Raw genomic sequence first — 25091 nt, 5'->3', positions numbered from 1 at the left:
AGAGGGGGAAGTGTATGTTAACAAAAAGAGAAAATTTGCTTGAAACTATTCGGGGAGGAAAACCAGATCGTTTTGTAAACCAGTATGAGGCCTTCGATATAATAAGAGAGGATCCCTTCACCCTGAAATTTCCGGATCCCAATCCGGGAGAGCTTGATGTGAAAACAGGATGGGGTGTTACCAAAACCTGGCCCAAGGACTTGCCGGGAGCATTCCCCATTCACGATGAGGCACATATTGTGTGTAAAGACATTGCTGCGTGGAAAGACTATGTAAAAGCGCCTCCCGCTGTCTACCCCGAAGAAGAGTGGGAGGCGGCAATCAGGCACGCAGAATCCGTAGACCGAAAGGAAAAATTCGCTATGGCCTTCATCGCACCGGGAGTATTTGAACAGTGCCATTATCTCTTAGAGATCCAGAACTGCATGATGGCTTTCTATGAGGAGCCGGAGGCAATGCACGAGCTGATAGACTATATAACAGACTGGGAGATTCAGTATGCGGAGCAAATCTGCAAATACATGAAACCGGACGGTCTCTTCCATCACGACGACTGGGGCAGCCAGATTTCCACCTTCATATCTCCGGAAATGTTCGAGGAATTCTATCTTCCTGCCTACAAGAAAATATACAGCTGCTATCGGGAGAACGGTGTAGAACTTATTGTCCATCACTCAGATTCTTATGCCGCCACACTGGTGCCATATATGATAGACATGGGAATTGATATTTGGCAGGGTGTTATGACGTCAAATAATATTCCGGAGCTGATCCAGAAATATGGTCCGGAGATCTCCTTTATGGGAGGGATTGACAGCGCAAGCATCGATCATCCCGGATGGACAAAAGAGGAAGTCAGACGGGAAGTACAAAGAGCCTGCAGGGAATGCGGAAAATTATACTTCATTCCGGGCGCCTCCCAGGGGCTGCCGCTTAGTACCTTCGAAGGGGTGTACGAGGCAACATCCGAAGAAATAGACGCTGTGAGCAAAGAAATGTTTTAGAAAAGGGTTAAAGTGGGACGTGTTCTTTCTAGAAAGAACACGTCCCACTTTGGGATCGGCCTGTCCCATTTTGCAAATGCCCTGTCCCCAATTGCCCTGAGTATGCTACAATGTACCTATTACTACAGAAAAGGAGTCACCTTCATGAAAATAGATCGTTTGATTGGAATACTCTCTATCCTTCTTCAGCAGCAGAAGGTAACTGCTCCCTACCTGGCTGAGAAGTTTGAGGTTTCAAGGCGTACCATTAACCGTGACATTGAGGATATCTGCAGGGCAGGTATCCCTATTGTGACAATCCAGGGGAAGAACGGCGGGATTTCCATTATGGAGGGGTACCGTATGGATCGGACTCTTCTCACCTCTTCGGATATGCAGTCTATACTGGCCGGTCTCAGGAGTCTGGACAGTGTGTGCGGCACCAACAGATACCAGCAGCTTATGGAAAAGCTGTCTGCGGGCAATTCCTCTGTTCTTACTTCCAACAGCCATATTCTCATTGACCTGTCCTCCTGGTATAAATCTTCTCTGGCTCCGAAGATCGAACTAATTCAGAGGGCCATTGACAAAACGGAGTCCATTTCATTTGCCTATTACAGCCCCAAGGGGGAGAGTGTGCGGAGGATTGAGCCGTATCTGCTTCTTTTTCAGTGGGCATCCTGGTATGTATGGGGGTATTGTCTGGAGAGGCAGGATTACCGGATGTTTAAGCTGAACCGGATGCTGAAGCTGGATACTACAGGCGAGACTTTTATTCCCAGGGAGGTTCCCCCTTTTGAGATTGACAATGAAAGAATATTTCCTTACCTAATCCGGGCGTCCGTGCTGCTGGAACCTGATATGAAGTGGAGGCTTATCGAGGAATACGGGATTGACAGCTTTCAGGAGCAGGAAGACGGAAGGCTTCTGTTTTCATCGGGATTTGCCGATAAGGACAGCCTTTATTCCTGGATACTGAGCTTTGGGAATAAATGTGAACTTCTGGAGCCGGAGGATCTCCGCCGGGAGTTCTGCTGTATCATAAAAGAAATAGGGAAAAAATACTATAAAGACGACATATAGATGTCCTGTTTTCTGTGTTATCCTTACCTTATCAAATAGAAATGAGGAAAACAGTATGAATTATGACATCGTAGAGTTAGAGGAAAAGACCGTAGCAGCCATCAGTGCCAGGACCAATAATACTTCACCGGATATGGGGGCAGTCATTGGAGGCCTCTGGGAGCGCTTTTTCTCACCGGATCTATATCCGGCTATTGAGCATAAAAGCAATGAGAAGGCACTGGGCATCTATACGGATTATGCGGGAGACGAAAAAGATGACTACACAGCTGCTGTGGCCTGTGAGATAGAGAGGGAAGGCAATATGCCGGAGGGGACAGAGGTTCGAAAGATACCGGCTGGAAAGTATGCCCGTTTTATTGTCAGGGGACATATGGAAAACGCAGCCGGTGATTTCTGGAGCAGACTGTGGGCCATGGAGCTGCCCCGGGCTTTTACCTGTGACTTTGAAGAATACCAGAACAATGATATGGAAAATGCAGAAATCCATATGTATATCGCACTGAGAGAAGAGTAGTATTTATCGGAAAAACAGGGAGGGAGAAGACATGGCGTCTACATTGGAATTTGTGAAATATGTAGCAGGACAGCTGGCGGAGGCGGGAGAGATTACGTATAAGAAACTTTTTGGAGAATATGGTCTGTGGTGCCATGGACTTTTCTTCGGAACAGTTGAGGACAACCAGTTCTATATTAAGATAACTGACGCCGGACACAGAATGCTCCCGGAGGCAGAACCTGCGGCACCCCACGGGGGGACACCAGGAATGTATTGCGTGGAGGATCTGGAGGACCGGGAATTTTTGAAGGCTCTGGTGCAGGAAACCTGCACGGAGCTTCAGCAGCCCAAAAAAGCAAAAGGCAGGGTTAAGAAAATGGAACAGAAACCGGAAAAGCTGGATTATAAAAAGGTCTATAAAGATCTGTATCTTCCAAAAACAAAGCCTTCTGTCATAGACGTGCCGGAGATGATATTTATTATGGTGGACGGAAAGGGCGATCCAAACACCTCAGAGGAGTATAAAACCGCCATGGAAATACTATACGGTCTGTCCTTCGGTATTAAAATGAGTAAGATGAGCGGGACACAGCCGGAAGGATATTTTGAGTATGTGGTTCCCCCTCTGGAGGGCCTCTGGTGGGGTGAGGATGGATACTTTGACGGCAGAACCATAACAGATAAGAATAAATTTTGCTGGACGGCCATGATCCGCCAGCCGGAATTTGTGACACAGGAAGTCTTTGAGACAGCAAAGAAAGCCCTGCAGAAGAAAAAGCCAGAACTGGATCTATCCCCTGCAAGGCTTGTGAAGTACACAGAGGGACTCTGCTGTCAGGTGATGCACATCGGTCCCTATGACGATGAGCCGGCTGCCATAGAAAAGCTGGAACAATTTATTGCAGAGTCCGGGTTTGTCACAGACATTGGAGAGAACCGGCTCCACCACGAGATCTATCTGGGGGATCCACGGAGGACGGCTCCCGAACGGTTAAAGACGGTGATCCGCCATCCCGTAAAAAGGGCGTAACTACTCCCTCAGAGCTTTTAAAGTCTTTTTCGTGTATAAGCTAATGAAAATGCTGATAAGGCAGGCAAAAAATATAACAATGCTTACGGAATTCTGGAAAAGCTGAAACAGCCCCCCATACATGGCCTGACCCAGAGGCAGTGCACAGACGCAGATCACAGTAATAAAGGAACCTACCTTCCCCAGATACTGGATCGGCGTCTGTTGCTGCGCGTAGGTTTGGGCAGCAACATTAAATACGGCCGCGGAACTCAGGGCGAGGATCAGGAAGACCATAAGAATGCCGTAGGACAGACCGGGGGACCGGTTTGTGACTACCGCAAGGCCCATGGGAAGCAGCGCAATGCTGGAACCCAGGAGGAAGCGGTAGGAAGTCTTAAAGTGTATCTTTTCGGGGAAGATACTGGTGAGACAGCTGCCCAGTATCGTACCCAGCGCCACCGCCGCGTCTGCAAAGGAATAGTGCTGGGTGGAGAGCCCCAGGTATATTTTAATAATAACTGGAAGTCCTACAATTATCATAGCCGACAGAAACAGGTTAATGCAGGCAATGACCACAAGTACCCGCATCATATCAGGCCGCTCTCTGCGGAGAAAATGAAAGGCCTCCCCCAGATCCTTTTTCACCATAGAGACCAGGCCCCCGGTCTTTTCCTGAGGAAAAAAAGGAATATGCAGGAACAATTCCATTGTGGCAGAGAAGAAAAAGCAGATGCAGCTGATGATGAGATTCAGCCGGAGGGGTACAAAGCTGTACAGGATCCCTGCCAGAATAGGGCCCAGCAGATTGGAGAGCGCATTCACCTGAATGACAATTCCGTTAGCCTTCATGAGATTATCCTGGGAGACCAGGACCGGTATGCTGGACTGCACAGACGGCTGGTAGCATGCCTGGATGACAGAGAGCAGGACCATCACCAGCCCTACTGCGATCACAGGGGAAGAACTGTTGAAAAACAACAGAGCAAATAAAAAGATGATAAATGAAGTGCAGTAGTCCAGAACCACCATAATATTCCGCCGGTTCACCCGGTCTGCCAATACGCCTCCAAAAGGAGACAGCAGCACCGTAGGAATCATGGAAACGGCAAGGATGCTCCCGAAAACAGCGGCAGATCCGGTGGTGTCCAGAATATACAGCGAAAGGGTAAAGCGCAGGATAGAGTTTCCGAAAAGGGAAATAATCTGTCCAAGGACCATAATCGTAAAATCTTTGTGAAATAATTTTTGAGTATTCATTCTTAGCCTCCTTTAATACCAACCGTTGGTATGTATATGCATAAAAGAATTACCCCCGAAGGGGCATATAATAGGTTATGTGTCCCAGGACACAGAGCCGAATACCGCATCATAGTATCCCATGCAGACGTTCACAAATTTGCCGTCTATCAATGGAAGCCCCAGATTCTCCAGCATATCCTGATAGAAAAGTATCTTTTTGAAAAAGTCATCACGGGATACGGGAATGCATCCCGGACTAATCCAGATATTCACCAGGAGGATCATAGTCTCGGCTAGCTGGCGGGGATACTTCACGTGCATACTTCCGTCCGCATTTCCCTCCTCAATCAGCTTTGTCAGGAGAGGCCCAGTCTCATGTATAGCCTCCTGAAGCTGCATGACAATCATATTGGGATTTTTCAGCATAGGAAGGGCTATGATGTCGTAGCTTCGCTTCTTTTCATCGTTCAGTTCATAGTAATAGATCTTTTTTAATTTCTCCAGGCTGTTCAGGGAAGAGTCCTGAAGAATATCGTCCAGCCACTGTATATCACTGTAATATTGCTCACAGATCCGTTCCAGGATCTCATCCTTTGATTTAAAATGATGATAGATGGCCCCTTTGGACATACCAATTGCATGGACAATATCCTGTATAGAGGTATGTTCATACCCCTTTTCTAAAAACAGGCGATAAGATACGTCCAATATTTTCTGTATGGTTTCTTCCGGATATTTATTCCTGGCCATTTGTGTTGTGTCTCCTTTTTTTTGATACATACCGTCGGTATGTATATAGTAATACACAGAGTTTTATTTGTCAAGGAAATAAATATCGGTAATGGAAATCCGGCTGAGAGCCGTGGCTGCCTGGGATCAGTGCGGCTGCCTGGACAGCTTCTCATCAATGCACCCATTGTTGATAACCAGAACCCTGTTGCAGATCCCACAGACCTCATGGAGCTCATTTGAGACAAGAAGGATAGAGGTCCCCTCCTGTGCGATCTGCGAGAGCGTTAGATAAAGCTCCTTTTTGGAGGTCATATCAATAGCTGAGGTGGGCTGATCCATTAACAAAATGGAGGGTTTGGCCGCCAACGATTTTGCCAGAAGTACCTTCTGCTGGTTTCCTCCGCTTAAGTGATCAACAGTCAGATAAGGGGAAGGGGGAGAGATCCCCAGTTTTTCCGTCAGATATTTCACCAGATAGGATTCCAGATGGGGGAGAACAAACCCCCATCGGCTGATCCGGTTCAGAGAGCACAGCATAAGGTTGAAGGCGGTTGTCATATGCATAATCAATCCATTTTCAAATCTGTTTTCCACAATCAGACCAAGTCCCTGCCTTATGGCATCTCTGGGGGAGGAGATGGAGCACTTTTTATCATGGATAAAAATCTCTCCGTGCTTTACCCTTTCCAGGCCGAAAAGGGCATAGAGGAGAGTGGATTTTCCGGAACCCGACAGGCCGGTGATTCCCAGAATCTCTCCTTTTTTCAGAGAGAAGGTAATATCCTTCAGTACCTTGCCCGCAGCCAGATGCTCAACACGAAGCACCTCCTGATCCTCACATCTTAAGGGGGCGGTATAGGTACTTGAAGGGGGACCCGCCAGAAGCACCTGAAGCAGGGTACTTTTCAGAAACTGTCCGGCTTTTTTGTTAAATACGGTACTGCCGTCCCGCAGGACAACCACACGGTCGGCCAGTGCCATAACCTCATCAATATTGTGGGTAATGAGAAGAACAGAGGTGCCCATTTGTTTCAGCTTCAGAAGAATATTCTGAAAAAGCTGAAAATCCTGTTCTGAGAATGGGTGGGCCGGCTCATCCAAAATAAGCAGCTGGGGATGGATCGAGATTGCTTTCAATATCTCGATCATCCGCTGCTGGGCGAAGGAGAGTCTGGATACTTTGGTGAGGGGAGAAAAGTCTAGCTGAAAGTTTTTCAGAAGCTCCCGGGTCTGCCGGATATATTTCCGGCGATCGATAAAGATTTCCCCCTGCCCGGTGCGGCGGATCACATATATATTCTCCATAATGCTGAGAAATGGCACCAGCAGAGGCTTCTGATGCACTACGCCAATTCCCATGGATGCCAGCTTCGCGGAATTGACTGCAGTGAGCAGCTGGCCCTTATAATAGATCCTTCCGGAATCTGCAGAGGTCTCCCCGATGAGGATCTTCACAAGAGTAGATTTTCCGGCCCCGTTTTCACCGATAATTGCCAGGATTTCACCAGTAAAGATATGGAAGCTGGTGTGGTTCAGGACACGTATGCGATTATAAGATTTTGTGATATGATCTGCCCGCAGAAGTTCTGTTTTCATAAATCCCTCCGGTAAATTCCATGTTTGATTTAGGTGCCGGCAGTGTGATCTCTACATTTGTGCCAAGCTGCAGAGTTCCGGCGATCTGCAGTCCGAATTCATCCCCGTACGTAAGCTTAATCCGTTCATTAATGTTGGGCAGTGCAATACTTTTGGGTACATAGTCCTCCTCCTGCTCTATGCTCTGGGACACAGGACGGGTGAAACTCTCATTGAGTTCATTCATTTTTTCCTGGGATAGCCCGATACCGTCATCCTCAATGGTTATTACCACTCTCTGGCTGGTTGCATAGGCGCTGATCCATATATTTCCGGGTTTCAGCCTAGTTTCCAGACCATGGATTATGGCATTCTCCACAATAGGCTGAAGGGTCATGCGGGGAAGCTTATAGTCCATGAGGTTAAAACCTGCAGTGCGCTCAATCTGCTGATGCATGGTAAATTTGTTGTTAAACCGGTATTGCTGGACGATCATATAATTATTCACATGCTCCAGTTCCGCGCGGAAGGTTACCAGACTGGAGTCGTGGGACATGGAGTACCGGAACAGGTTGGATAAGGCTTTGGTCATATGGGCAATGTTGGGCGCATTCTGCATCAGCGCCTCTCCCCGGATACAGTCCAGGGAATTGTAGAGGAAATGTGGGTTAATCTGGCTCTGAAGAGCCTTAATTTCCATCTGCTTCCGCAGAATTTTTTCACTGTATTCACGGTCCATATACCCTTTTAGCCGGAGCAGAATCTGGTTCAGACTTTTTGCCACGGGGTAAAGCTCACTCTGCCTGCTGACGGTTATCTCATAATTGGGATCCACATCCATAATTTTGTGCAGTGCCTCATCTATTTTAAAAATAGGCTGATAAACGGTCTTATAGAACAGTAGGCCTGAAGCGGCAGCCAGGATCAGTAAAAGCACCCCGCTCAGGAGCAGCGGAAGATAAATGCCGGAAAACCCAAGTGACAGATGTTCTTTTTGCGCTCTCAGGATCCTTCGGATACAGGACAGGGATACCAGAAGAGAGACTAAAACATTCGCAGCCAGACTGAGAACAAAAAAGAAAACTGTCTTATGCTTCAGGCTGAAAAGCTCTGAAATATCCAGGTCTTTGATTTTGTAAAATATGTTCTTCATTAGAAGACCTCCTATCCCGCGGCAGCTGGTTACGGACAAAAACCGCTTTTTAGCGGCTACATATGCAGCTTTCGGTATTCGCTTGGGGTGACACCCACCGCTTTCTTGAATATCCGGCTGAAATATTTGGTATCTTTAATTCCCACCAGCTCTGCTACATCATACACATTATACTGAAGATCCAGGAGCAGCCTTTTGGCAGCATCCAGCCGGCAGTCGGTGAGATAGTCACTGAAGGTCATACCCGTCTCCTTCCGGAAAAGCTCACTCAGGTAATTGGGGTGGAAATGTACCAGCTCAGCCATGTCATTTAACTTTATGGGTTCTCTGTAGTGGAGGAGCACGTAGTCTTTCATCATCTGGATGGGCTTGCTGTAGGTTTCAGTCCGACTGGTATAATAGTCCTGTGCAAAGGACTGTATATGCTCCAGAAGTGTCCGGAGGATATCTTCCAGAGAGCGGCAGTTGTCCAGTGCCTGGCGGAGTATCTCACTGCGGGGCATACTGTCCGGATCCAGCGTCTTTACAGCCTCCCCAAAGATGTCCGCACACTTTTCCGCCAGATCAAAAAGCAGGGGCGGGGAAGCGTACTTGATAATATGAGGACTTTGAAACAGAGAGAGAATCCAGTTTTTCAGCTCAATCATATCGCAGTTCTGTATGAGGTGAAAAAAGGTTTTTTCATCATCTACAGTGATATAATCACGGATGCTGTAGTGAGGAAAAGACAGGGAGGCAGAATTAATTACCCTATTTACCCCATTGACAATACGGTATTTTACCGCTGTGTCGGCAGCAGCGAGAGAGTGGTGAATCTTGTCCAGGCTGTCTGTCATAGTGCCAAGTCCTATGGTAAATGTATATTGGTTAAACCATTCATCCCGGTTCTGGAGCTCATAGAGAACCGCCTGGGAAAGGTTATATAGATCCGCTGCCTGTTCCATGGTACAGTTTACAATGCTGATCAGACGCCCCGGCTTGACAATTGAGTAGGACAGAACTCCTCCCTTATTCATTCGCTGCTGGGTTGCGGCACACATTTTCCGCAGGAGAAGAGTATCCATATCCGAGGGCTGGCTTTCTTCAAAGATACTGTCTACTTTTACAACCATAGCTGCATATACCGCATACTGAAACTGGAATTGGTAGGTTTCGTTAATCTCCTTCAGAGGCATATCAAAAGGCCGGGATAGGGATAGCTGTTCCGTTAGAAAACGGGACCGCATCAGTTCCAGATTGTGATCCAGCTGACTTTTATAGGCTGATATCTGAGAGGAGGCTTCGCCGTCCAGCTGTATTTTATTGCGGAGGCGGATTAGGGCCTCCGTCAGGGTTACCTCGTCAATAGGCTTTAGTATGTACTCGAAGACGCTGAGCTTAAGAGCCTTTTGTGCATAACTAAAATCAGGATAGCCGCTGATAATGATAAAGCGGCAGTCAAGCCTGGCATTCCGGATCCCCTCAATCAGAGACAAACCGTCCAAACCAGCCATTCGCACATCAGTTATAACAATGTCCGGCTTTATCTTCAGAGCCATCTCCAGTGCTTCGAGCCCGTTATAGGCAGTTCCTGACACTTCCAGCCCAAGGGCGCCCCAGTCTATGGACATCTTAATTAATTCACATACCAGTGTTTCATCATCCGCAATCAAAACCTTTAACATCGCTAAAAACGCCTCCTTCTGCAACCGGCTGCAGGATTCTGTAAACTTAAGGTTAACGTACCATATCTATTTTTGACTTGCAAGTCAAATGAACTACCAAATAATGGATAACTGAAAACTCACAACCAGAGTCCACCTAATCTGAAAATTATCCCGTGGACAGAGAGGGATGCATCTGCAATAATACAGACATCGGGAAAAGACCCGGACAAAATAAAAGAAGGAGAGGTATTTTGTATGAGAAAAAGAATCAAAAAGAGTGTAAAAAAGGGTGCGGCTCTAATCCTCAGCATGGTTCTGGCAGCAGGTATGCTGGCCGGGTGCGGAGGGAAAGATGAAACAGCGGAAAAGGAACCGGAAAAAGAGACACAGGCTCCTGAGGAGGCTAAGACAGATGCGGAAAATGGGGATAAGGTTAAGTTTGTATTTGTTACGCCGCTGATTGCCCACCAGGTATGGCTTGGGGCAAAGGAGGGAATTGAGCAGGCCCAGAAAGATTTTCCGGGACTGGAGGTCAGCTGGGTGGGGCCCACAGGCCTGGATGCCAATGAGATGATCAAATGTATTGAGCTGGCTATCGCGGAAGGTGCCGACGGGATTGCTACCTTTGGCCTAAGTGAATCCGCTATGGAATCCTGCTTCAAAGACTGCTATGAGGCCGGCATTGACCTTTACACCGCAGGGGGGGACACACCGAATCTGCATCAGTACCTGGCAGGAGGATGTAATCCGGATGCTGTAAACTGGGGGTATCTGGGAGGAAAAGAGGTGAGCAAGGCGCTGGAGGGAAAGAAAATTGTTGCGGCAGAGATGCTTTATCAGCTGGACTCCGAGCTTGCCATCGGCGTTATGGAAGGCTATGAAAAGGCATTTGCAGAGCATGAGGCCGGATTTGAAGTAGTGCAGCAGCTGAGTTCAGACAGCGATGCCACGGTAGCGCTCCAGCATGCCAAGGATCTATTTACTGCGTATCCTGAGGTAAATGCAGTTGTCTGCTGCGGCGGAGAATGTGCGGCTGCCATTGCCCAGGCGATGAAAGAAATGGGGAAAGAACCAGGCAGTGTTATTATATTTGGGGATGGAATGCAGGAAGACTGTCTGGAAGAGATTAACAGCGGCTATGTGCTGGGATCCCTCGCACAAAATTACTTTCAGTATGGGTACCGGCCGGCTATGTGGACGTATATGAAAAAGATGTTTGGCGCACAGCCGGCAGAAACGTTTGTGGACGCCGGTGTTACCCCTATCAATGCAGAGAACGTAGACAGCTTTGCAGATCATTTCAAGGAAGGAAAGCAGTGGTTCGACACAGACTACCCGGATAAGGACTGGTCGGAAGCAACCGGCGCTAAGTAAGGATGGACCAGATTGCATACAGTTGGGAAAGCAGGGCATGGATATGAGTAGAGAACAGACAGGCATAAAAAAAGAATTGATCATTAAAAATATCTTTCGGGTAAAGGAGATTGGGATTATGATTCCCACCATTTTGTTAATCATTATAGTGCAGATGGTAAACCCTTTATTCCTTACAAAGCTAAATGTATTAAGTATTTTGCGCTCCAGCGGCTATATGCTTATACCGGCCCTGGGAATGACACTGATTTTAATCTCCGGGGGACTGGATCTTTCTGTGGGCTCTGTCTATGGTCTGGGAGGTGTAGTCACCGCGTATTGTCTTACAAACGGACTGCCGATCGTTCCAAGCGTTCTTCTGGGACTGCTGTCCGGTATGGCCTGCGGGATATTAAACGGAGTAGTTATCGTAAAGCTAAAGATTCCGCCGATTATGATGACACTGGGGATGTACTATATGGCCCGGGGACTTGTATATGTTATCACTCAGGGAACTCCAATCTTTCCTCTTCCGGAGGCGTTTAAGGCTATTGAACAGCAGAATATTATTCTGGGCATACCCACAGCAGTGGTGTGTGCAATGATTCTGGCCGCCGTCTTTTTTATCATTATGAGATATACCGTATATGGGCGGAAGATCTATGCCATAGGGGGCAATATTGAGACAGCCCGGGTAGCAGGAATCAATATTGATGCTATTATGATCAGCCTGTATGCAATCATCGGAACATTGTCTGCGCTGGATGGTGTCCTGATGTCCTCCCGCCTGGGATCCGGACAGCCTTCTGCGGGAACGGGATATGAACTGCAGGTAATTGCCGCGGTGGTTATCGGGGGAACCAGTACATACGGAGGGAAAGGTACCCTGGCTGGTACAGTGATCGGCGTTATATTTATGAACATTCTTTCCAGCAGTATGACCATTATGAAGATATCTGCATACTGGCAGAACTTTGTAATCGGGGCCGCATTGGTAGTTGCTGTTATTATCGATCAGATTAAACGCTCTAAAACCGCAGAGGATTAAGATTCAAAGACAAAGGGGGAAATATTATGCAGGGAAAAGAAATCGTTCTGTCTGTGAATCATATCTGCAAGAGCTTTTATGATAATCAGGTACTGCAAAATGTAAGCATTGCCCTGACAAAGGGAGAAATCCTGGCAATTTTGGGGGAAAATGGGGCAGGAAAATCTACGCTCATGAAAATAGTAAGCGGGATCTATCCGGCGGGCAGCTATACAGGAACTATAGAGGTACAGGGGAAAGAAAAAACGTTTCGTTCCCCAAGGGATGCACAAAATGCCGGGATTGCCATGATTTATCAGGAAATCAACCTGGAATTGGATTTGACGGTGGCAGAGAATATTTTTGTAGGCCATATTCCGAAGACACCGCGAGGAATGGTTGATTGGAAACGGATGAAGCAGGAGGCAGAGGATGTGCTTAAAACTCTGGGGATAGAACTGGATGTAAATATGCTGGTGCGCAATTTAAGCGCCAGCATACAGCAGCTGATCTGCATTGCCAGATCCCTTATCCTAAACCCTCATGTTCTGATTCTGGATGAACCCACTGCCGCACTCACGGAATCTGAGACAAAATTTCTTGTGAATATCCTGCGCAGGCTCCAGGGGGAAGGGATCTCCTGTATTTATATCTCTCACAAGCTGGAAGAGGTATTCCACATCTCTGACCGGGTGGTAGTTCTGCGGGACGGCACATTTATCTCCGAATACTCCGGGCCAGAGTATGATTCAGAACAGATTGTGGAGGACATTATCGGCCGGAAGATGGAAAAGATGTATCCCTCGGTCCCTAAGACAATCGGGGAGGAGGTGCTTAGGGTGGAGGACTTTACGGTCCCCCACCCCTATAATAAAAAGGTAAATATTGTGGATCACGTGAGTTTTTCCGTGCGCGCCGGCGAGGTTTTAGGGCTGGCCGGTCTGGTGGGCGCGGGCAGAAGCGAAACTCTCCGCGCGGTCTACGGCATCATGAAGAAAAAAGCGGGGTGTATCTTCCTGGACGGAAAGGAGCTGGCTATGTCCCGGGGGAAGACTGCATCCGCCTACGGGATCTCTTTGCTGAATGAAGACAGAAAGAGGGACGGTTACGTGAAGTCCATGAATGTCCGGCAGAATCTTACATTAAGCTATCTGGACAAGCTGAAGAAAGGACCGTTTATAGACCGGAAGAAAGAAAAGGAATTAGCAGAGAAATATTTTAAGATGCTTCACATCAAGGCTCCCTCACTGGATGCCGGGATCCTGTCCCTCAGCGGTGGAAACCAGCAGAAGGTTTTGCTGGGCAAGTGTATAATAACCAATCCCAGAGTGCTGTTGCTGGACGAGCCGACCAGAGGGGTAGATGTGGGCGCCAAAAGTGAGATTTACCGGGTAATAGCAGATCTGGCGGCGGGAGGGATGTCTATTGTTATCGTATCATCGGAGCTCCCTGAATTATATGCCCTGTGTGATCGCTTTGTGGTTCTGTCTGACGGAAGGGTCAGCGGAGAATTAAAAAAAGAGGAAGCGTCCCAGGTAAAAATAATGAATCTATCTTGTAAACAGACAACTGGGCAAAACAGAGAGGAGAAGTGCAGATGACATCCAGAGAACGGATCAGAAAAGCAATAAATCACGAAGAAACAGAGGAACTCCCCATAGATCTCGGGGGCACGAAGGCTTCTGGAATTCATGTGGACGAGTATCTGGAGGTGGCACAGTTGCTGGGACTTGAGGTAGGGATACCTAAGGTTTACGATCAGTTTCAGATGCTGGCCAGAGTAGAGGAGCCGATACTCTCCCGCTTCAAGTGCGATGTAATTCAGCTGGAGAATGTCTGTGAGACCTGGGAGCTGGACAATAAAGATTGGAAAAACTGGACCACAGGAAAGGGACATACCGTGCAGGTGCCCGGGGGCTTTGCCCCGGAATATGACGATGAGGGATACCTAATTCTGCGCAATCAAAAGGGGCGGAAGGTGGCGTTCATGCCCCAGAAGGGCGGGCTGTATTTTGAGAGGTATAACGATCCTGCACTGGCTGTCTCTGCAGATGACGATCACCTTATGGATCCGGAAGTGTGGAGAAAGTCTATCCCCCTCTACCGTGACGAAGAGCTGAAACTATTGGAGCAGAGGGCAAAGGACCTTTACAATCACACGGAATTTTCTGTGAGCGGAGGATTTGGCAAGCTTCGTATGACATCCACGAGTATATTCGCGGGCCATGAATTTACAGACTGGCTTTGCCGCCTCTGTACAGACCCGGAATATGTGTATGAGATTCTGGAAGCTACAGCAGACAGGGCCATAGAGAACCTGAAACTGTACCTGGAAGCAGTAGAGCCTTATATTGACACTATATTTATGTCAACCACAGATTACGGCACACAGGACAGGGAACTGTTTCATCCTGATATCTTCAGAGATCTCTATCTGCCCAACCTGAAGAAGGTTAACGACTATGTGCACAGTCACAGCCATGCCAAAACTATGTACCACAGCTGTGGATCGATCCGGAATATCCTGGGCTATATGATTGAGGCAGGAATTGACATTATTAATCCGGTGCAGACAACGGCCGCAGGCATGGATCCGGCTGCCCTGAAGGAGGAATTCGGAAAAGATATTGTCTTCTGGGGCGGCGGGGCGGATACCCAGACAACCCTGCAGTTTGGAACGCCAAAGGAAGTCAGGGCCCAGGTAAGGGAACGGATCGATATCTTCCGGAAAGGGGGAGGTTTTGTGTTTAACCCGGTACATAACATTCAGTACGGTGTCAGGCCGGAAAATGTCATTGCTATGTATGATGAGGCAATCCGGTACGGCAGCAGAGAGGACGAGTAACCGTTATGGGAAGCAAATACACCATTGGCATTGATTTTGGAAGCCTGTCAGTGCGGGCAGTTTTATTTTCTGTAGAGGACGGGAGACAGGCGGGGGAACAGGTCAGCAGCTACGCCCGGGGAGTTATGGAAACAGAACTGCCGGACGGGACTTTACTTCCTCCATTGTCCGCACTCCAGGATCCCAATGATTATATTACTTCTATGGCAGAGGCCGTCAAAGGCCTTGTGAGAAATTCCGGTATTCCAAAAGAGGATATCGTTGGTCTGGGGGTAGATTTTACTTCCTGCTCCCTTCTGGCGGTAGATGAAGTGGGGGAACCACTTTGCAATCAGAAAAGATTCCGGGATAATCCCCATGCTTACGTTAAGATGTGGAAGCAGCATACGGCATCTGCCCAGGCAGATGAGATCACACGCATAGCAAAACAGCGGGGAGAACCCTTTCTGAGACGGTATGGCAGCCGGATCCTGTCGGAATGGGCCATACCTAAAATCTTAGAGACGGCACAAAAAGCCCCTGAGGTCTATCAGGCAGCACATTGCTTCATGGAGGCAGGAGACTGGATCAATTGTAAGCTTACAGGAAAGCGGACGATGAACTATTGTATGGCCGGGCTGAAATTCCTGTGGGATCCCTCCCGCGGCTATCCGCCGGATGCTTTTTTCGAGGCCCTGGACCCGTCGGCAAAGGAGCTGGTCCGTAAGAAGCTTTGCCCGGAATCAGAGATTTACCCTCTGGATGTAAGGATTGGAAGCCTGACACGGGAGGGGGCAGCACTGACTTCCCTGGCCCCGGGGACGGCTGTGGCCCCGGCCAGGATTGACGCACATTCGGCTTCTGCTGCTGTGGGGGTGAACACACCCGGAAAGCTTGTGATGATTATAGGAACCGGTATGGGGATGACGCTGCTGTCCCGGCGGGAGGTATGCTTCAAAGGGATGTGCGGGGTATCCTATGGAGCTGTGATCCCGGGACTTTATGGGTATGAGGCAGGACTGTCCGGCTGCGGGGACATCTTTGGGTGGTGCGCACAGAATTGTGTCAATGAAAGTCTGGAGAAGGAGGCCGGAGAAAAGCAGCTCTCTGTATTAGAACTTCTGACACAAAAAGCATCCTGCCTTCGTGCGGGGGAAAATGGGCTGCTGGCTCTGGACTGGTGGAACGGGAACAGAAGTGTGCTTGCGGATACAAAACTCAGCGGAGTGCTCTTGGGACTTACACTTCAGACAAAGCCTGAGGATATCTTCCGGGCGGTTCTGGAGGCTACCGGATTCAGCGCCCGGATGGTCGTGGACAACTTTGCCGGACATGGACTGGAGGTAAATGAGATCTGCGCAGTGGGAGGGATAGCGCAGAAAAACAATCTTCTCATGCAGATCTATGCGGATATCCTGAACCGGGACATTCGGGTGGCCGGCTGCAGTCAGGCCTGTGCCCTGGGCTCTGCTATATTTGCAGCCGCGGCTGCAGGGAGAAGCAGGGGGGGATATGATACCTTGGATGAGGCCATATCCTCCATGCACTGCAGAGAAGGCACTGTCTATCATCCGGATCCCCAGAGCGTCAGGCAGTATGAGGTCTTATTTCAGGAATTCAGGAGCCTGCACGACCATTTTGGCAGGGGAGGCACCCAGGTTTTAAATCATCTTTACAGAATAAAAGGAGATGCAGGAAATGAGAATAGACGGGAAGACAATGAAGCTGACAGATTATCTGGGAAAGGTATTTGAGTGCAGCTGCGGACGGACCCACTATACCAGACTGGAGGCGGCAGAAATCAAAGAGAATGCCGTAGAGATGCTTCCGGATTATCTCCGGAAATTCGGCTACCGTCACATCTATCTTGTCAGTGACGATATTACCTATGAGATTGCGGGAAGACGCATCCGTGAGATGCTGGCAAAAGAAGGATTCTCCGTTCAAAACCATGTATTCCGTACCAAGGCACTGGTACCGGATGAGGAAGCCCTGGGGGAAATGCTTCTTGCCCTGAACCCGGACTTTGAGGTAATGATAGCAGTGGGCACCGGCTCTATAAATGATTTGGTCCGTTTCTTCAGTTATCGGACAAAAAGACCCTTTGTAACAGTGGCAACCGCTCCTCCCATGGATGGATTTGCATCTACAGTAGCGGCCCTCATTACAGGGCATTGCAAGACCACCTACGAGACACATTCCCCCAGACTTATCATCGGAGATACGGCAATCTTAAAAGATGCGCCGTTTCCCATGATATCAGCCGGTCTGGGAGATATACTGGGGAAATTCACTTGTCTCTGTGACTGGAAGCTGTCCAGAATTATCAATGGAGAGTATTACTGCCAGGCCATGGTTGATATGGTAAACAACTGTATTCAGGACGTGTACCAAAATGCTGCCCGGGTAAAAGAGAAGGATCAGGAAGCGGTAGGGAAGGTTATGGAGGCCCTGGTACAAACCGGCGTAGCTATGAGCTTTGCGGGGAATTCCAGGCCGGCCGCCGGTTGTGAGCACCATCTTTCTCACTATTGGGAGATGCTGTTTCTCCAGAAGGATCTCCCTCCGGTTTTGCACGGTGCTAAAGTGGGTATCGGCACAGTCATGATTCTGCGGGCAGCTGAGCTGCTGCAGATCACACCTGTGAACTTTGAAGCTGCCCGAAACCATGCCAGATCCTACTGCCCGGAGCAGTGGGAGACAGACATACGCCGTGTGTACGGGGCTGCTGCAGCCGGGATAATCCAATTAGAACGGGACAGTGGGAAGAACAGGACAGAGGGAGTGTTAAAACGAATCGACGTTATTCAGGAGCACTGGGAGGAAATCCAGGGACTTCTGCGAGAGCTCCCGAAGGCTGAGCGCATGAAGTCCCTGCTGAAGCAGCTGGATGCGCCCTATTATCCCGCGCAGAAGGGAATCACCGATGAAATGCTCTGGAATGGAATTGTGTATGCAAAGGAAACCCGCAGCCGGTATACCATACTTCAACTGCTCTGGGATCTGGGGCTTTCCGAGAGTATGGCAGATCAGCTGGTGGCGTATGTGAACCAGGAGGCCATCTGCGGTGTACTGGATTGACATCCAGGGGATTGATTATGAGTTCTCAAGTAAAAGAAAACGGCACAGGTACCAGAAAAATGTCTGGTGACCTGTGCCGTTTTTAGTCAAAAAAACCAGAAAATTTACCTGTCAATTTATTGTCATCTGTAATAAGGGACAGTAATATTATAATGATTGACAAAAGAGTTTGAAAAAAATACATTGTACTTATACAGTGAAAGGATACCAAGCAACCGAAAGGGAGGAAGTTGTACTATGAAGATGCTGATTAATGGTAAAAAAGTAGATGCCCGGGACAAAGAGACAATTGCGGTGACCAATCCAGCAGATGGGGAAATTCTGGATACTGTTCCGGCGGCGGGCAGAGAAGATATGGATGAGGCCCTGGAATGTTCGAAAAACGGCTTTAAGAAATGGAACGCAATTTCTCTCATGCAGAAAGAAAAAATATTTAACAGATTTTATGAGCTGCTGGAGGAGAACAAAAAAGAAATTGTGAGTATTCATGTTCTGGAAAGCGGTTTTAGCGTGCGCACCTGCCTGTTTCAGTATCAGGGAGTGCCGGACCTCTTTAAAGGCTATCTGGAAAGTGCGAAACGCCTGAACGGAAGCATTCTGGTGCCGGGAACCGAGGCGGGCCACGATGGGAAGACAGAGAAGGATCTCCAGATGGTCGTCCATGAACCCCTGGGCACTGTGCTGACGATTATTCCCTTTAATGCGCCGCTGATGCTTTTTGCCTATAAAGTAGCTTCTGCACTGTGCGCCGGCAACGCGGTAATTGTGAAGCCGCCTACAACCAATCCTCTGGCATTGATTCGTATCACGGAGCTTTTGTGGGAGGCAGGAGTTCCGGGTGATACACTCCAGCTGATTACAGGAAGAGGGGAAACCGTAGGCCCTTATCTGTCCGCAGATCCCCGGATCCACGCGGTGACCCTGACGGGAAGTACAGAGGTGGGGGTGGAGATAGCAGAGACAGTGGCCAAAAGGCTGGCCCCCTGCGCCCTGGAGCTGGGGGGAAATGATCCCTATATTGTTTGTGAGGATGCTGACTTTGAGACTGCTTCCCGGGAGGGAATTAACTGGAGATTTAATGCGGCCGGGCAGGTGTGTATTGCTCCGAAACGCTTTATCGTACATAATTCTCTCCTTCGGGAATTTACTGAGGCAGCGGTTGCGAAAGCAAAATCTATTGAAATGGGATACGGAGTAGACCGGAGAGCTGAGATAGAAGCGTATCTGAACCGGGATTTCAATGAGCTTAAGCCCGGGACGATGAAAATGAACTGCCTGATATCGGAACGGGCGGCGAAGGGGGTGGAGGAGAAGGTAAACCATACCCTGGCACAGGGAGCGAAGCTGCTGTGGGGCGGACGCCGGCAGGGAGCTTTTTATGAGCCTACGGTTCTGGGAGATGTGACTAAGGAAATGGATATTGCAAAGGATCTTGAAATTTTCGGACCAGTGGTTCCCATTATAGGCTTTGATACGCCCGAGGAAGCGGTGGAAATTGCCAATGCCAGCAGATACGGCCTGTCGGGGTGTGTGTACACCAAAGACTGGAAGTTAGGCATGCAGATGGCAAGAGCGATTCAATCCGGCGGCGTAGTGGTAAACGGGGTAGGGGTATACAGAAATATGATGCAGCCCTTTGGAGGATATAAGATGAGCGGAGTCGGAAGAGAGGGGTTCTATACTCTTGAGGAACTGACCCAGAAAAAGGTAATTGTAATGAAGGGATTTTTATAGTCCGCAGCCAGCGGCCGGTCCGGCGTTGTACTATCGCAGGGCAGGCCGCTGGTTTGCTCTTCTCCCTGAAAGCCCTGTTGTAAGGGGCTAATGTCAAGAAAATGTCCACAGGTAATATGGACACATCCTCCCATTATATTGAAAATAATGGGTTTAGAATATAAGATTGTTGATAACAATAAGGGAATTCTATCTATTGTAAGAAAACGATGAAGGAGGAAAGTAAATGATGACAGCTAGGGAAAACATTCTGATGGCCTATCATCACGAGGAACCCTATTGGGTCCCCTCCCAGTACCTGGACCAGAATACATGCCTGTATACTGCCACGCAGGAAGGGGTGAAGGGATTTGGAAGGTTTGTAGACTGTTTCGGTATCTCCTGGGATTACCGTCCCGGGGACGAAGGCCCTATGGTGACAAAAGGCACCAGACGCCTGGAGGACATAGAAGACTGGAGGGAGACGCTTCCCATGCCGGATTGTGAGTCCTGGCCCTGGGAGGAGAGTGCGGCAAGGGATACTGCGGGATGGGACAGAAAAAACAAAATAAGCAGCGTAATTATGATCAATGGATTATTTGAACAGCTTCATTCCCTTACCGGATTTGAGGATGCCCTCTGCTTTCTGCTCACTGCCGAGGATGCGGTCTGCGACTTTTTGGATGCCCTGGCAGATTTCAGAATCCGTCAGATCCAGCTCATTGCAAAGTACTACAAGCCGGATAAGATCCAGTTTCACGATGACTATGGGGAGGCCAGAAATACCTTTATGTCTGTGGAAACCTGGAGACGGATCTTCAAGCCCAGGCTGAAAAGAATTGTGGAGGCCGTACATGGAGAGGGAATGCTGTATGAACACCATTCCTGCGGATATGTGGCGCCCCTGATAGAAGAGTTTATTGACTTGGGGGCAGATGCCCTGAACCCTCTTCAGATTCAGAATGATCCCTTTGCGCTCAAACAAAAATACAGAAAAGAACTGTGCTTTGTAGGGGGATTCGACAACCAGGGAATCCTGGACCGTCCCGGGGCTACCTATGAGGAGAGGGTTAAGGAAATACGCTTCCGGGTTGAGCTGATGGCTCCCGGCGGGAGCTGGGTTGCCCACCCTACTATGGTAGATCCAATGATTGGAAAGGCCCTGGTGGATGTACTCTATGAATACAATGAGCCCCTGATGAAAAAGGTGGGATACCTGCCTTTACCAAAGCCGGAGATTCCGGTAAAAAACGTGTACAGCAAGGGGTATGAGAAGGAATAATACTAAAAAATGGGAGGGTATTATATGCTGAGTAATTCTGCAATTATGATTTTAGTAATGGTGGCAATTGTAATTACGGTACTGATCGGTGTTAAGTTTGACAACAACATAGGACTGATCGGCATTGCTTTTGCTTTTTTAATCGGTTCCTGGCTGGGACCGGCGACCATCTATGAAGTGATCGCCTACTGGCCTGTCAATATTATGTTTATCCTTTTAGTAACCAGTGTATTTTTCGGGTATGCATCCAACAACGGGACGCTGTCGGCGCTGGCTGACAGAATTGTCTATGTCACAAAAGGGATTCCCTGGTTTACTCCTATCTCCGTGTTTCTCACAGCGTTTATTATTTCCGGAATTGGTGTGGGCGTATGGGGCATTGTATTTGTAGCTCCTATTGGATTCGCCATAGCCAAGAAGGCAAAATTTGATCCTATACTCGTTGTTATTGCTACAAATGTGGGTGCTTTGGCCACAGGGGGGCTGCCCTGGGCTGCAGGGGGACCTACAAACATAGGTCTTATACAGAATGCGGGATGGGCAAATCCCGAGGAAGCCACTAGCCTTGCCTATAAGTTTGGATTCGCGTCCATTCCCTGCTGTATTGTTGCATTTATCATCTGCTATTTTCTGTGCCGCGGCTTTAAAGCACAGCCGGTTACTATGGATAAGCCGGCGCCGTTTAATAAAAAGCAGAAACAGACACTGGCGATTCTGCTCATTGTATTAGTGGCAAATATGCTGCCTCTGATTCTGAACCTTATCGTTGCAAATTCTGTTACCGCATTTTTGGCATCCCACATTAATATTCAGGTCTGCTCAGTATTTGGGGCGATTGCCTGTATGATGCTGAAGCTGGGTGATGAGAAAGAGATACTGGCCAAGAATGTACCATGGTATGCTATGGTACTGATCTGCGGCGTGTCTATGCTTATGACCGTAGCTGTAAAGGCCGGAATCGCAGATGTCATCGGCACCTGGCTCAACTCGAATTTCCCTGCATGGGCACTTCCGGCGGCATTCGCACTTTTCGGAGGAATCTTAAGCTTCTTCTGCAGTGCACTTTCTGTGGTATATCCTCTGATGCTGCCTATGATTTATGGATTAACCCAAAGCGGAACCAGCGCCAGCACACTGGCTATGATTACCGCCCTCATCATTACGGCATGCTATACCGGCATGTGCCCGTTCTCTCAAAACGGCGCTCTTATGCTCTCTTCGGCAGACGCAGAGACAAGACAGGGCCTTATGTACCGGATGATCGTATGGTCCGTGGTACTTCTGGCTATCAGCGTAATATACGCCCTCGTGGGAGGCTATGGAATCTGGGGCTGATCCGGACTACAGCCGGAGTCTTCCGTATCCTGTGCATCTTTAGGAATATTATAACCAGGATGAGTGCGGTTCGGTGTCCGAACCGCACTCATCCGTCTGTGAAAAAAGTTCTCCCAAGTATGTGACGCCCATTCCCTTTTTATATAAAATCCCTTATGATATACTTATCTCCCAAGCATAAAATAGTATAGTACAAACCAAGTAAGGAAGGATGACAAGCCTATGCCGAATACAGCGTTATCACATTTAAACCAGTTATTAAAGGAATTTCACTTAGCGGGAAAGCAGCTGGCAGAATATCTGAATGTGGATTACTCCCTGGTAAGCAAATGGAGGAGCGAGAAGCGGCGTCTCAATCCGGAATATACCCATAAAATTGCCAAGCTTTTTGTGGCTCTGGATGCCAAGTATGAGTATAAGCGGATAGAAAACCTGCTGAGCAGAAAGTTTACAGAGAAAGAAAAGCAGAAGGAAGACGCTCTTGTGACTCTGCTGGAATTCTGGCTGGCTTCGAAGAATCCTGAATCTGAACGGAATTCGATAGAGAATTTTATGTCCAGGAAAGCAGTAAAAAGTGAATACTACATATTTTCAGGGGAAGATGGAAGAAGAGATGCGGTAGATGCCTTTCTGGACTATGTGGCCGGAAGCAGCGGCAACAATCTGTGGCTGTTCTCTCAGGAGGATAACCGGTGGTTTTCTGAGAGTGAGGAATATCAGCTGCGCTGGCAGGACAAGAATTTTGATGTTCTGAGTAACAACAATACCATACATGTGATACATCCCGTGGACCGGAGGTACCGGCAGGTGGCTCAGTCTATGTTCCGGTGGCTCCCCATACATCTGGTGGGGAATGCCCTGGCCTACTATATTCCCAAGTATTGGGATCCGGAGATAAAGATAACGATTTTTCTGGCTGAGAATATGGCCGTGCTTATAGGTGTCACCTCAGAGAAATTCACCAAAAAGATACAGACCTATCTCTTTACGGACCCCGAGGTTCTACAAAACGCCAGGGAAGTGCTGATGGAACTCTTTCATCAGTCACTGCGTATGTTTCACAGATATGGGTTTGAGAGCAACGGAGAGTTTTTCTCAGTATTTAAAAAGATTGTACAGGATCCCAACCCGGTTTACTACTTTTCCGGCGCTCCCATTCTTTATATGGTGTCAGAGAAGTACCTGAGGGAGGCTCTGATGGAAAATGATTACACGGAAAAAGAAAAAAAGGAATATGAATTTACTCTCTATCAATGTTCCTTTGAATATATGAGAAATGTATCCAGTATGCCTATCACTTATATTATACATGAAAAGCAGCTCAGGCGTCTGCTTAAGATGAACCGGGTTATGATGCGCTTTCTCTCCCACTGTCTGGGCAGGCCTTTTTATGTGTCCCAGGCCGTATTCCGCAAATTGCTCGTACAGGGATTGGAGACCATGTGCGCATATGACAATTTCAATATCCTCCTGACAGACTATTCTATGCTGTATCCCTATGAGGATATTGCCCTGTTTGTCAAAGAGCGGGAGGTGGCGGGATTCGTGGGGACGCATTATGAGACAGAGAAGGGGGCCTGTGCTCTGATTACGGAAGAGCCGTCGGTAGTGGCCTCTCTGTTTTACAGCTGTACGAATTTTGTAAAATCTCATCCCCACCGGAATATGAGTAAGCAGGAGAGCAGGGACTTTATCCTGGAGATGATAGCAAAGAGCAGGCCCATATAATACAATACCGTGTATGCGGAGTGCAAAAAGGAGAAAAGGCAGGAGAGACATATCCTGGCCTTTTCTCCTTTTTGCACCCAGGGCTTCCCATCAAAAGGGCAGAAGCCCCCACAGGTAAGAGAACGGCATAACCAGAATCAGGGCGGGTACCAGATTCAGCACATTATAGTGTTTGATTTTGGTCATCTTCAGCCCTACCGCAAAGGTTATCATTCCCCCGCAGGCCTTAAAATCAGCGATCATGGGGTCTGTCAGCAGAGGGAGCAGCGAGGATGAGCAGAAAAACAGGATAAGCCCCAGAGTGGTTTGGGGAACTGCCGTAATACAGATGGCATACCCCAGTGTGGCGCCGAAGATAATAGCCGTAAAAAAGTCAAGGATTGACTTGGCAAATAATATGGTATGGTCCCCGGAGAAGCCAGAATTGAGAGCGCCGAATACCCCTGTGCCGCTGAAGCCGAATAAAACTATCATGCTAATCATAACAGACATGAACTCCGCCTGCCGGTCGCTTTGCTGGTTCCTGCACAGGATGCGGTGGAGCCCGCTGCTGATCCTGGTCTCCAGATGAAGCGTCTCCCCAATTAGGGTTCCTACGATGAGGGCAAGTATCACGGCAGACAGAGACGAAACGTGCACAATCAGGCTAATCCCCATGCTCATTGCTGAGATGCCAAAAATATTAGGCAGCGTATTTACAATATACTTTGGCAGCTTCTTGCCAAAAAGCCCCCCAAAGATTCCTCCTATCACAACGCAGATTCCATTTACTAATACACCAGTGGGCATAACGTGTATCCTCCCTTCTTTTTGTTATATCTTAACG

General features: G+C 48.3%; 20 protein-coding genes. 14 read left to right on the top strand and 6 right to left on the bottom strand.

The features are described from left to right. The first annotated feature begins 14 nt into the window (after positions 1-14). The 4 genes from GKG41_RS02440 to GKG41_RS02425 all read left to right on the top strand — a co-directional run bounded on the left by GKG41_RS02440 (position 15) and on the right by GKG41_RS02425 (position 3595). Positions 15-1004, top strand: coding sequence for a uroporphyrinogen decarboxylase family protein (locus GKG41_RS02440; protein WP_154256889.1), 990 nt, complete (start codon positions 15-17; stop codon positions 1002-1004). Between the two features lie 144 nt (positions 1005-1148). Further along, positions 1149-2066 (top strand): YafY family protein, encoded by a 918-nt coding sequence (locus GKG41_RS02435; RefSeq protein WP_154256888.1) that lies wholly within the window; start codon positions 1149-1151, stop codon positions 2064-2066. A gap of 55 nt (positions 2067-2121) precedes the next feature. Beyond that, positions 2122-2583 (top strand): GyrI-like domain-containing protein, encoded by a 462-nt coding sequence (locus GKG41_RS02430; RefSeq protein WP_154256887.1) that lies wholly within the window; start codon positions 2122-2124, stop codon positions 2581-2583. Positions 2584-2614: 31 nt separating this feature from the next. Continuing rightward, positions 2615-3595: a GyrI-like domain-containing protein gene (locus GKG41_RS02425; RefSeq protein WP_154256886.1), complete on the top strand. Its 981-nt coding sequence runs from the start codon at positions 2615-2617 to the stop codon at positions 3593-3595. Here GKG41_RS02425 and GKG41_RS02420 read toward each other — a convergent pair whose 3' ends face one another. The 5 genes from GKG41_RS02420 to GKG41_RS02400 form a co-directional block, all read right to left on the bottom strand. After that, positions 3596-4834 (bottom strand): MFS transporter, encoded by a 1239-nt coding sequence (locus tag GKG41_RS02420; RefSeq protein WP_154256885.1) that lies wholly within the window; start codon positions 4832-4834, stop codon positions 3596-3598. Between the two features lie 75 nt (positions 4835-4909). Further along, positions 4910-5566, bottom strand: coding sequence for a TetR/AcrR family transcriptional regulator (locus GKG41_RS02415; protein WP_243140918.1), 657 nt, complete (start codon positions 5564-5566; stop codon positions 4910-4912). 126 nt (positions 5567-5692) lie between these two features. Then, on the bottom strand, positions 5693-7144 hold the full coding sequence (locus tag GKG41_RS02410) for a sugar ABC transporter ATP-binding protein (protein WP_154256883.1): 1452 nt from the start codon (positions 7142-7144) through the stop codon (positions 5693-5695). After that, positions 7098-8276 (bottom strand): histidine kinase, encoded by a 1179-nt coding sequence (locus GKG41_RS02405; RefSeq protein WP_154256882.1) that lies wholly within the window; start codon positions 8274-8276, stop codon positions 7098-7100. Before GKG41_RS02405 ends, GKG41_RS02410 begins: the two co-directional genes overlap by 47 nt. A gap of 56 nt (positions 8277-8332) precedes the next feature. Then, entirely contained in the window at positions 8333-9940 is a 1608-nt protein-coding gene (locus tag GKG41_RS02400; protein WP_154256881.1) for an AraC family transcriptional regulator, read from the bottom strand. Positions 9941-10177: 237 nt separating this feature from the next. Between GKG41_RS02400 and GKG41_RS02395 the strand changes: the two genes are divergently transcribed. From GKG41_RS02395 to GKG41_RS02350, 10 genes are all read left to right on the top strand, one after another. Next, complete coding sequence (locus GKG41_RS02395; protein WP_154256880.1) at positions 10178-11296, top strand: substrate-binding domain-containing protein; 1119 nt, start codon at positions 10178-10180, stop codon at positions 11294-11296. A 43-nt stretch (positions 11297-11339) separates the two neighbouring features. Beyond that, positions 11340-12323, top strand: coding sequence for an ABC transporter permease (locus GKG41_RS02390; protein ID WP_154256879.1), 984 nt, complete (start codon positions 11340-11342; stop codon positions 12321-12323). Positions 12324-12349: 26 nt separating this feature from the next. Next, the gene (locus tag GKG41_RS02385) at positions 12350-13903 is read left to right on the top strand and encodes a sugar ABC transporter ATP-binding protein (RefSeq protein ID WP_154256878.1); all 1554 of its coding nucleotides are present in this window, start codon (positions 12350-12352) and stop codon (positions 13901-13903) included. After that, positions 13900-15147 (top strand): uroporphyrinogen decarboxylase family protein, encoded by a 1248-nt coding sequence (locus tag GKG41_RS02380; protein ID WP_154256877.1) that lies wholly within the window; start codon positions 13900-13902, stop codon positions 15145-15147. Before GKG41_RS02385 ends, GKG41_RS02380 begins: the two co-directional genes overlap by 4 nt. 5 nt (positions 15148-15152) lie before the next feature. Next, positions 15153-16880 (top strand): ribulokinase, encoded by a 1728-nt coding sequence (locus GKG41_RS02375; protein ID WP_154256876.1) that lies wholly within the window; start codon positions 15153-15155, stop codon positions 16878-16880. Continuing rightward, on the top strand, positions 16825-18207 hold the full coding sequence (locus tag GKG41_RS02370) for a sn-glycerol-1-phosphate dehydrogenase (protein WP_173015511.1): 1383 nt from the start codon (positions 16825-16827) through the stop codon (positions 18205-18207). The genes GKG41_RS02375 and GKG41_RS02370 overlap by 56 nt, the downstream gene beginning before the upstream one ends. Before the next feature lie 237 nt (positions 18208-18444). Then, positions 18445-19941 (top strand): aldehyde dehydrogenase family protein, encoded by a 1497-nt coding sequence (locus tag GKG41_RS02365; protein ID WP_154256874.1) that lies wholly within the window; start codon positions 18445-18447, stop codon positions 19939-19941. Positions 19942-20167: 226 nt separating this feature from the next. Beyond that, a complete protein-coding gene (locus GKG41_RS02360; RefSeq protein WP_154256873.1) occupies positions 20168-21202 on the top strand; it encodes a uroporphyrinogen decarboxylase family protein in 1035 nt (344 codons plus the stop codon). Between the two features lie 24 nt (positions 21203-21226). Beyond that, positions 21227-22537, top strand: coding sequence for an SLC13 family permease (locus GKG41_RS02355; protein ID WP_173015510.1), 1311 nt, complete (start codon positions 21227-21229; stop codon positions 22535-22537). Positions 22538-22759: 222 nt separating this feature from the next. Beyond that, the gene (locus tag GKG41_RS02350) at positions 22760-24265 is read left to right on the top strand and encodes a helix-turn-helix transcriptional regulator (RefSeq protein WP_154256871.1); all 1506 of its coding nucleotides are present in this window, start codon (positions 22760-22762) and stop codon (positions 24263-24265) included. A 90-nt stretch (positions 24266-24355) separates the two neighbouring features. On the opposite strand, the gene GKG41_RS02345 is transcribed toward GKG41_RS02350, so the two are convergent. Continuing rightward, a complete protein-coding gene (locus GKG41_RS02345; RefSeq protein ID WP_154256870.1) occupies positions 24356-25054 on the bottom strand; it encodes a DUF554 domain-containing protein in 699 nt (232 codons plus the stop codon). Positions 25055-25091 lie beyond the last annotated feature (37 nt).

Origin of the sequence: Lactonifactor sp. BIOML-A5, assembly GCF_009677585.1 — a bacterium.
Lineage (GTDB): Bacteria > Bacillota > Clostridia > Lachnospirales > Lachnospiraceae > Lactonifactor.
This window is presented reverse-complemented; position numbering and strand designations above follow the sequence as displayed.